This is a genomic window from Phocaeicola coprophilus DSM 18228 = JCM 13818 (assembly GCF_000157915.1).
Classification (GTDB): domain Bacteria; phylum Bacteroidota; class Bacteroidia; order Bacteroidales; family Bacteroidaceae; genus Phocaeicola; species Phocaeicola coprophilus.
In genome coordinates this window covers 162,537-173,548 of record NZ_EQ973650.1, presented here as the reverse complement: position 1 = coordinate 173,548, position 11,012 = coordinate 162,537, and the positions used below count along the sequence as shown (strand labels likewise).

6 protein-coding genes are annotated in these 11,012 nt (G+C 40.5%); 5 read left to right on the top strand and 1 reads right to left on the bottom strand.

Annotated elements, in window-relative coordinates; all coding sequences use genetic code 11:
* The 5 genes from BACCOPRO_RS15130 to BACCOPRO_RS15110 all read left to right on the top strand — a co-directional run.
* The coding region (locus BACCOPRO_RS15130; protein WP_008144969.1) for an AHH domain-containing protein at positions 1–445 on the top strand (445 nt) is incomplete at its 5' end.
* 2 nt (positions 446–447) lie between these two features.
* Positions 448–1,005 (top strand): hypothetical protein, encoded by a 558-nt coding sequence (locus BACCOPRO_RS15125; RefSeq protein ID WP_007901173.1) that lies wholly within the window; start codon positions 448–450, stop codon positions 1,003–1,005.
* Positions 1,006–1,442: 437 nt separating this feature from the next.
* Complete coding sequence (locus BACCOPRO_RS15120; RefSeq protein WP_008144967.1) at positions 1,443–2,927, top strand: FRG domain-containing protein; 1,485 nt, start codon at positions 1,443–1,445, stop codon at positions 2,925–2,927.
* Between the two features lie 331 nt (positions 2,928–3,258).
* Positions 3,259–3,648, top strand: a complete 390-nt coding sequence (gene tssD / locus BACCOPRO_RS15115) for a type VI secretion system tube protein TssD (RefSeq protein WP_004308665.1) — start codon at positions 3,259–3,261, stop codon at positions 3,646–3,648.
* 222 nt (positions 3,649–3,870) lie between these two features.
* Entirely contained in the window at positions 3,871–5,760 is a 1,890-nt protein-coding gene (locus BACCOPRO_RS15110; protein WP_008144964.1) for a P-loop NTPase fold protein, read from the top strand.
* Between the two features lie 241 nt (positions 5,761–6,001).
* Here BACCOPRO_RS15110 and BACCOPRO_RS15105 read toward each other — a convergent pair whose 3' ends face one another.
* On the bottom strand, positions 6,002–10,981 hold the full coding sequence (locus BACCOPRO_RS15105) for a helicase-like domain-containing protein (protein ID WP_007898933.1): 4,980 nt from the start codon (positions 10,979–10,981) through the stop codon (positions 6,002–6,004).
* Positions 10,982–11,012: the final 31 nt, after the last annotated feature.

Here is an 11,012-nt window from a genome sequence, read left to right as displayed (position 1 = left end):
TGACCCAATTGGACTGGCGGGTAACAATCCGACTCTGTATGGATATGTGCGGGATATCAATACGTGGCTTGATGAATTTGGGCTTCTTACATATAACACTATGCCTTCAATCCCAGATCATCAAAAACATCATATCATTCCACAACAATTAAGATATCATGATGTTATTGCTAAAGCAGGATTTAATATTCATGATGAGAGTAACATTAAATATTTGCCAACAAAAGCTGGTGTTAATAGCAACCCTAAATTACCAATTCACAATGGTTCTCATCCAATCTATACTAATCAGGTAAAAATGGACTTAGATAGAGTATCGGTTCGTGCTGCTCAAGATGCAAGATTAGGAAAAGTTTGGAAAGCGTCAGATTATCAGGCTGAAATAGATTCTATTATAAATAAATATAATATTCTTTTAGATCAAGGTTTAATTAAATGTAAGTAACTATGTATTATTTCCTTTCAGTGACTCCCAATTATCCTAATTCATATTGGTTGGAGTATTACAGAGCTTCAAGCATTGAATCTGTTGTTTTTTTAGAGAACAAAAAAATATCAGAGCCAACGGATACTCTTATTTTCAATATTAACAAAAATATAAATATAGAGCGTTTTAAGAAATACGATTATTTGATGACAGATGCAGTTCCAATATTAAGTGAACGATTTGCAGAAATATTAAATAACTTGGCTCCACATGATGTCCAACTGATAACTACACATGTATTCAATCGGTCTGAATATATTGGGGATTATTACCTTCCAATTTATTTAAAATTAATTGATTGTATTAATTGGGAAACCTCAATCTATGATAATGAGTTTGATATATTTAAGAGAATAGATTTGTTACCTAATAGTCTTGGTAATAATAAAATTGTTAAAGCTAAAGGTTATGAGTTAGGATTACCAATTGTGCAAGAAGACATATTTTCTAAATGTAAAAAAATGAATGGTTGTTCTTTTTTTAAGAGTCCATATATAAACCCATTATTTGATGTTTAATCATTATTCAGTTATCTATTAATACAAACGAAATAAATATAATAGCTATAATATTACTTGGGACAGTCATATCACTGTGGTATTTAGCGATATATGTTCCTCATTTTAAAAAGATGCTTCCATTAATGATATTTGAAACATTTGGAATCTCTCGAATGAAAAAGAATTAAAATAGCTATATTTTGGCATCATATATTAGTTCGGCTTGTTGCGATGTTATGATTCTTGCCTTCAACCAGATATATTTTTCCATTGCAATACAAATTTCTTGCAAAAATCATCTGTCATACAATAAATTTTCGTAGTTTTAGCATCTGAGAACATATTGTAATTGTTTAAATATTAATACATAATGTGATTTTGAATATTTATTATTCTTGTTTTTTGTCATATCTTTATAACTTTATATTGAATTTATGTTAATTTAAGAACGAATTATGAACGACCAATTTACATGGCTATCATTCTATAAAGAACTATCCGATTGGCTACTTGGAAAACAGAATAACCAGCCGGAACTTATATCTATACTAAAAGATATAGGTATTACCGGTTTTCGCGATGGTACAGAAAAAGGTAAAGAAATCACACTGCAAGAAATAGACCCATTCACATTCTTGGCGTATCTCAACAAGTTTCACTCCGATGAAAAAAGGGTCGAAATCTTACAGGATTTAAGGCGCAGGCTAAATTTTAGTTGTCCAGAACCGACAGATGTATCAGGCATCCCGACCACACATCCCATGAAAGTGCATCTATTCCCATGGAAGACAATCAGGGGCAACAATGATATAAATGTATTATGGAAATTGTTCGGACAGGTAAAAGAAGGGAAAGTAGATGAACGACTTTTTCAAACGGCATTGAACATTAAAAGTGTCGGAAAGGGAAAGCTCAGCATTGTTCTGTTCTACGCTAATCCAGAAAAATATGTTCCTTTGGATTCCAACACTTCATCGTATTTAAGAAGTAAAAAACTGGGCTACACTTATGATAGTTTTGCATCATATAATGAGTTGTCAGAAAAAATAGTCAAGACTCTTGGAAAACGTCCGTGGGAGATTTCATACGAGGCATATAATTATAAACCGGAGAGTGATTCATCAAGTATTGGTAGCATCCGGACTCTATTCGAGAAACTTGAAGATGAATTAGAGGACGATATGGATTACCATATCTTTTATCGAGGACAGTCAGATAAGAGTTTTGGATTGATTCCCTCCATCTATCGAGAGAAATTCTTAATCCAGAATGAAAATAGAATTTTCAGAGATATTATCGCTCAAAGTCCGGCTGATTTCAAAGGGTGTACATCTACCTTTGAGAAGTTGGTCAAGATGCAGCATTATTCCTTGCCGACACGCCTCTTGGATATTACTACAAATCCTTTGGTAGCTCTGTATTTTGCGTGCGAGAATGATGCCGTTGACGGAAAACTGTTCCGATTCGAAGTTCAAACATCAGATATTAAATATTTCGACAGTGATGCTGTCAGTGTTGTTTCTAATATCGCCAAACGTCCAATAGATTTCAGTATCGAAGATTTGAGAGAACTGGATAGGAATGAGTTCAACTCCGAAGAGGAAATCCAATATCTTCTGCATGAAATTAAGTATGAGAAACCCCATTTTCAGAATGTGATTGACTCAAAGGATATCGAGAGAGTCTTTTGTGTAAAACCGATGTTTGACAATCCTCGTATAATCCGGCAGTCCGGGGCATTTTTCCTTTATGGTATCAATGGCAATAAAAGCCAACCAGCATCACTCAACTTCAGCTACAAAGTGTACATCATCAATAAAGCGCAGAAGCGGAAGATCAGGAAGCAGCTTGAAGCCCTCGGCATAGACAAATCAACGTTGTTCCCAGAAGTCGAACACGTGGCCGAGCATATAAAGGACAAATATCATCTACCTAAATAACCTTTCCCTCATTTAAAAAAAAATAAGCCGAGCTATTACACGGATAGCTCGGCTCTCAACTTGAAAAATTACATCAAGTCTTAATCTCGTGGTATATCTTGAACTTGCAAGTATTTCTCTACTTTGTATAAATAATACTTAGAAGGGAGGATAGCCTGTAAATAGAGTTTCTTCGATTTTGCTGGTTAATAAATTTAATTGATTGTTTGTTATGTTCAAAGGAAAATTCTATATTTGCGAAATATGATATCCTCCTTCTTGTCTTGAAAGCGGTCTGACTGCTTTAACCAAGGCGAAATGTCTTGGTTTTATAATAAATAATAAGATCAGCATGGCAGAATTAAAGGCAACCGTGTGCTTGCAAGGGAAGGATATAGAAGTGATTTCATCACATATTGAATTTAACCGCAAGACAGATAATAAAGGAAGGCCAGTGACAAATGTTATTGGCGGACGTATTACCATAACCGTTGAATCTACCAGAGAAACTACTATTCTTGAAGCAATGGTAAACAGTCCTTTCAAAGCGATAAGCGGCAAGGTGATTTATTACAACACTAAGGATAATTCAATCTTTCGTGTCGTGGAGTTCAAATACGCGTATATCGTATATTACAAAGAGGTTTACAATGTTGACAGGAAACGCCAAATGTATTCCACCATCACATTTTCTGCGGATATTATTATGATAGGAGACGCATATTTAAGCAATCAATGGTAAGACTGACGATTCCTGCAAGCCTTTATTGGATCTTTCAAAGAAGAAACATGAAATTTAGTTGTTTGGATATTATTGTATTAAGAAATATCACTAACTTTGTTCATTGTGGATGTGGCGATAATGGATTTGCAGCGTCGTTTACTATTTCAATATTTAATGTTCTTATTGCTACATTTTTGTTTTTCAATGGAGTTAAAATAGAATTATGTTAATAACAAAGGTATGAATACTTTGATTCTTGATTTTTTAAACAGCTATGCTGATAATACCAATCCTCAGTATGCCGTGATGCTGAAAGGAAAATGGGGATGTGGCAAAACTCATCTTATAAAAGAATGGAAGAAGAGGTTTGATGGAACCGCAGATACCGACGGGGAAATTACGCTAAAGCCCATCTACATTTCGACCTATGGAATGGATAGCGTGAATGACATCAAGACCGCTATAGATAGGGAATTAAATCCTTTCTTCTATTCGAAAACGGGGCGTTTCATAAAGGGAGTTTTGAAATTAGCCGGTAAGGTAGTCTTCAAGACGAGTATGGATTTTAATGAAGACTCTAAAGAGGATGGTTCATTTTCCGCAACACTGGATTCGTTGTCGTTACTACAAGTGAAAGACGACAGTATAAAAGGTGTAAAGTTCCTGATATTCGATGACATCGAAAGGTGCCTGATAGAGATGAAGGAATTGTTAGGCTTTATCAACTATTTTGTAGAGCATTGTAATTGTCATGTTGTCGTAATTGGAGATGAGAACCACCTTGAAGAACTTCCCAAGGCTGTATGGGATGAGTTTAAGGAAAAGACCATAGGCAGGGAATTTGAAATACAACCTGACATAGAAGAAGCCATCGAATACTTCCTTGGCGAAGTACCGGTATCCGATTATTTGAAAGAAATGCGTGATTTCATTATTGCCTGTTTTAAGTGTACAAAATCCGACAACTTACGGGTTTTGAGACAATGTTTATATGATTTTAAAAGCCACTTAAACAAACTTCCTCCCGAACTGGTTGAAAAGGATAATATCTTTCTTAAAAATATTCTTGGGTCATTTATTGCAGTGTATGCAGAGTATAATAATAGTGAGAACAAAGAGGTAATTTGTAATTGGAGTAGAGATTGTCGGATTTCACTACTCCAAGATAATAACGAAGATAAGCAAAGGATACAGCATCTAAGGGAAAAATATCACTCTTTAAACAAAGAGCTAATTTATGATGTCTTAAATCCGGAGTATGTTACGGCTATTATACACTATATTATTACAGGTGCTCCACTTGTAGAATTTATTGTTACGGAGATAAGGGATAAGCAAAAAGAATTGAAACCTTGGGAAATGTTATCCGGCTTTTTCGATATGGAGCAGCAAAAACTTGAAAGTATTTGTCAGGACACTATAAAATCCATATTGGATAGAGAGATAAAAGACGCTTATCAACTTGGTTATAGTATTGCGTATCTATCATATTTTCACGCTATTGGCATTTTCTATTTTATACAGGCCTATGTCTCTTTAATAAAAGTAAGAATAGCAGAAATAATTAATAGTCAAACCAGTTTAGAGGAACTTTATCAGCTAAGAGGGCGTTTTATTAGTGGATGTAATTATGTAACCACAGATTCCAAGCCCCCAATAACGGATGATATTGTGGACTATTTCTTGCAGAAGATGAAATCAAAGATAAATGAGTTGCCGGATCAAATGCAAAAAGCACTGCGTAATTTGACTGAAGGAACAGTAGAACAACTTATAATCATAGACAGATTGCCTTATCCAGATAAAAGTTGTACATACGAACTTCGTGCTATATTTGCATATGAAGATGCCAATGCTCTTTTTGATGCTATCTGCAAACTAAGCAATAAAAGCAGAAATACTTTTACGCAATTTCTTGCTTATCATTATAATTTTGACTATGACCTACAAGATGTGGGAGACAGATATAAGGCAGATGTTCCTTGTTTACTCAAGTTGAAAGATTTGGTCGGTAATGAAATCAGTATATCAAAAGGAGTGGATAAACTTGCCTTCATAAGATTAAAAGATGCCTTGATTGAAGCTATTAGGAGGTGTGAAGGCAAAAGTGATACATTGCCACCAATGTAGAAGCTAAAAATGGCGTATCGCAAAAAACGGATATGCGATGAAAGAATATTATCTCTATTTGACTAAAAACAGAAGATATTAATAGCTATAAATGAGAATGGGTGGTGGCGGGGAATCGGGAGGTTATAAAGGGAGAAAGAATGCCATAAAAGAGTAGAGCCGTCGGCAGACCGGAGCGCAAAAAAATCCCTCTGCCCAGTCATCGCGACCATGCAGAGGGAACGGTTGAATTATGATTATGTCAAGCAGCTTCGGCAATAGCTTCGTGTTTGGCAGCCTGCGGTTGTTCGGCCTCTTTCAGGCTTTCATCAATCCTGTGCTGGAGTTCCTTACATTCCTGTTTGAGCCTTGACAGTTCATCGGCTTTGCTCCACTGACGGCAAATGATGTCCTGCAATGTGGGAATTTCGCTTTCTATCCGCTCTACCGCCTTTTGTTGCTTCTCGATAAGAGAGGGCAATTTGCTTAATGCTCCATGCGGATATTGTGCCGACTCAACGAAACCAAGCGGCAGCGCACCGCTCAGACTGCATCGGTATTTCAATCCACTTATACCCTCTACAAAGAATGTATTGCGGTCAAACGTACCGTCCATATTATACTCGCTATGCACCAACAAGTTTAGCCCTGCATACGTGCCAACTGTACCATACGCTCCGTTGCGGTAGGTCTTGGCGATACGGTGCAACTCCCGGCCAACTTCCTCGGTACTGGCTTGCGGCAAGTTCAAAAGCAGGGTTGCCTTTGCCCCATTATACGAGTTGATGTATTCCAAATCCCTCTTGAAATCGGCCTCAGTACGCTTTGCCTTTTCGATTTCTCCCTGACCGGCAGCTATTTTACGCTCGGCACGGATGCGTTCTTTCTTGAAAATAGCCTGTTCCTTTTCAAGCTGCATAATCTTGTTGTCGAGCTTCGTCTTGTTCAGCAAGTCGTTATTGCCTGACAGAATAGCCACGAACTCGGCGAAGTTCATACCGCTGTCCTCATCCATGCCTCCCTCGTCAATACGGCGCACGGCGATTGTGCCGTTGTTAATTTGATTGATAAACATCTGCTTGTTTCTCAACAGATTGAACTTGTAGGCGTCAAGGGTCTTTTCCGTGCCGTAAATTACAATATCTACCACATTGCCACCCCACAGCTTTACAGTGTTGCCTTTGCGTACCGCCCTGCCGTTTCGTTGCTCCATGTCAGCAGGTCGCCAAGGTATTTCAAGGTGATGCACTGCCACAGCCCTTTGCTGGGCGTTCACACCTGTGCCTAACATGGTCGTACTTCCAAAAAGAACTCGCACCTTGCCGTTGTTCATTTCTTCAAACAGCTTTTTTCTTGTCCTCTCGGTAGTGGCGCATTGGATAAACTGTATTTCATCAGCAGGAATACCGAGTTGTACCAACTTTTCTTTGATGTCGGCATATATGTTCCACTCGTTCGGTTTGTATGTACCAAGATCGCTGAACACGAACTGTGTACCCCGATTGTCATTCGAGCGTATATAGTAGTCATAGATTGTCCTCGCACAGATAGAAGCCTTGTTATCGGCATCATCCTTGAACTTGCAACCCAACAAGCGCATATCAAGAGCCATTTTTCGGGCTACATTGGTCGCAACCAGCATTTTTGCCTTATCGAGATTGTCGGGTTGCGGAACGTCAAGTCCCAAGTCCTTCCACTGGCCGCTACCGGCAAAAGAAACCAAGCGTCCTATCATTTCCTCCTGCTCAATTGTCGGGGGATAAGAGAGGAAACGCACGTTCTTCTCAGGCACGTCAAGATTTATCATGTCGGCTGTACAGTAATCCGTAATCTCACGCAGGAACATTGCCAGCTCCGATACTTTGATGTAAGTACGGAAACGCTCTTTGCGCTTCACCGAGCCTGTCACATTCAACTCATAATCTGCCGTTTTCTTTGTGAATATGGCTGCCCACGCATCGAAACAGCTAATCCGTTGCCGTTGAAGCTCCTGCGGACGCAAATACTTGAACATCACATATAGTTCGGTAAGGGCGTTCACGACCACCGTACCCGACAGAAACGTAGCCCCAAGGTCACGACCTGTACGAAGTTGGATGTCACGAATGGCGAACAAGAGGTTCATTGCCCTTTGAGAGCCTTTGGTGTTGCCGATACCTGCCACACGGTTATGGCGTGTCTGAAACATTAAGTTCTTGAAAATATGGCACTCATCTACAAAAATATGGTCTATTCCCATTGTGTGGAAGTCCACAGCATCGTCTTTCCGATTATTGATTTTCATACGCAGTTCTTGTAATTTAGCCCCAAGGTTCTGTTTGCGCTTTTCTAATCCCTCCTGCATCTTTCCGCTACGGTAACGCATGGTGGACTGCTCCAAAAATTCAAGGTTACGTTCCACATCGGCAAGCTCTTCCGTGAATATATCTATCATGGTCTCTTCTGACTGCGGTATCTTGGCGAACTGGTCGTGGGTCAGTATGATGCAGTCCCAGTTGTTGTTCTTGATTTTTGAAAAGACCTCTTGCCTGTTGGCAAGGGTAAAATCTTCCTTGCCCGGATAGAGAACTTTGGCCGTAGGGTATGCCTTGCGGAACGTATCAGCAATTTCGTGCACATTCGCTTTCAGTCCGATAATAAGCGGCTTGTGTACCAGTCCGAGACGTTTCATTTCGTAAGCGGTAACACACATTATCATCGTCTTGCCTGTGCCTACCTCATGCCAACAGATACCGCCTCCGTTCTGCTTAATCATCCAGATAGCATCTTTCTGTGAGGGATAGAGGCTATCGTATGGAAATTGCCCGAAAGAGAGCTGCGGAAAGGTTTGTGCCGAACCGTCATAGTGCGGCCTAACATAGCAGTTGAAACGCTCGTTATATACCCTTACCAGCTCGTCCCGAACCTCTATCGGCTGCCTGTCAAGCCAGCAGTTGAAACGGTCTCTAATCTCCTGTATCTTGGTGGCTGCCTCTTGTATGGCTTCCTCGTCCGGCACACGCACCTTATCACCATTGCGGTATATCTTTTTCGTAATTTCGGGTACAGTATCATGCAGGGCATGAACAAACAAATCCTCACCGTTATAGTTGCGGACGAAATAGGTGTTGTAAGCCACCGGAGAGTAACTTTGCAGACGTACCATGTAGGTGTCGTTCACATCGAAATACATTACACTTGTCTCTACCTTGAAAAGTTCAGTTGCAAAATCGGCGTATAACTTTGTGTCAATCCAACGCTCGCCCATGTTAATATCGAGTTCCTCGTAGGGTATCGCTTCGGGTGTCGCATCCGCCAAAGCCCTTACAGCAGTTTCCGTCCAATCTTTTTCCCTGTCCGTGAGTTCGGACAAGTAAGAACCTATCTCCTTGCATTTGGCTATGACATTGCCTGAAAGGAACTTGCCTTTATGCTCCCACTCCCCGATAGCGGGATTGTAAAATATTTCACCTTTGAGGTCGCCGATGATTTCTTCCTCGGCACTGTCCGTGGACTGCATCAGGTAGTCCATATCAACCTTGCCGTAGAAATTCAAGCTGCTTGCCAACGCTTCAATCGGTGTCAGCCGTTTGTTCGGGTCTATCTTCTTGAACGCCACAGGTTCACGCATGATGTCGGACTTGACTAAATCTTTTCCAAGCTGCATTTCTATTGTAAAGACTTCCACACCGAGGCTGTCAAGCATGATAAACTCCTTGTTGTCGTTCTCGTGGAAACAGCCCCATTTGGCAACAAAGGCATCGTATCGGGCGTTCAGCTCTCTACGCAATCCGTTATCCTCTTTTTGTTCTTCCCTTTCTTTGATTGACAGTTCAAAGTATGCTTTGCGTATAGGAAAATAATCTTTCGCCCTATCTGTATTGACCTTACCCTCGTCCACCGGCACAAAATCAATGGCTACCTCTTGATAAAGACTTGATTTTCGATATTGGATAGTACCCACCTGGCCCTCAAACAGTACCATTGCGCCGTCTTTCATCCATGCTTCCACCCCATCCGTGTAGGCTCGTTTACCTTTTTCTACTTGTTTCATCGCTACATTCCCGAAAAGGGACATTTGCATATGTTCGCTGCCCTGTCCGTTCCCTGTGAAAAGACTTTTGCGGAAATATCGACCAAAGTCGAGTTTCAGCAGTGCGGCGAGATATTGCGACATGGCATTTTCATTTCCCTGCCATTGGTATTTGCGCACATATTTTCCGTATTGGTTCTGTACAATGCGGCTACCTGTTGCAAGGGTAGTTTTCGGCATGGTAAACAATTTGTTGGCGTATTCGGTCATTGTGCCTATGGCGTCCGCCTTTTCCCTGCCTACTTGTAAAAACAGTTGTTCCCGTTGTGAGAGTACCGTCTTGTGCGTGTGCTTTTGGAATATCAGCAGGTCACTGCCTACCTCTATACCGCTTGTCTGCATGAAAAGCATATCGGGCAGACGGATTGCACTTATCAGGTCTGCATGATTTACAAGATATTCACGCACGAACTTGTTACCGGGCGTGTCGGCTATGCCCCTCGATGTGATGAAAGCCAATAATCCACCCTCATTCAACAACTCCATCGCTTTGACAAAAAAGTAGTTGTGTATGGTCTTGGTGGCCTGTTCGTACATACCGCCTTTCTTCCACAGCTCCGCATCGAATACCCGGAAATTGCCAAACGGGATGTTGGAGGCTATGACATCGAAAGTTGTATGCTCAAAACCTTGTTCTCCAATGGTTTCAAATGCAGCCGTCCGTGTTAGCGTGTTCTCATGGAGCAGGGAAAGTATCATCCCCGAAATGAGATCTTTCTCAATGGCATAGTCATACGTGCCGGACATGGCTATGGGCAGAAAACCGCCTATACCTGCACTCGGTTCGAGAAATGAACGCATTTTGAGGCCGTTTTCGCTGAACGTGGCGTGTATCTGCCGCACCACTGCATCAACAAGGAATTTAGGAGTGTAAAATGCTGTCAGTACAGATGCTTTGATACCCTCTATGACATTGTGTCGCATGGGTTCTGTGAAATGAGGGTAAGCATTGATTAACTCCTGCAATCTTTGTATCGGTTCTTGCATATCACCACCTATGGGCTTGTCCGTACCTATATTCAACACTTCTTTGATACCCCCGAAACCAGAATATCGGGATAAAATTTCTTTTTCTTCCGCAGTGGCCTGCCTGCCTTGAACTTGGATTTTCATTGCCGTTTCTATGGCTTCCACGTTCGCTACCAATGATTTCAATTTGTTGTAACTCATAATTTAACCTTTCTTTTTTCCCTTTTTTCGG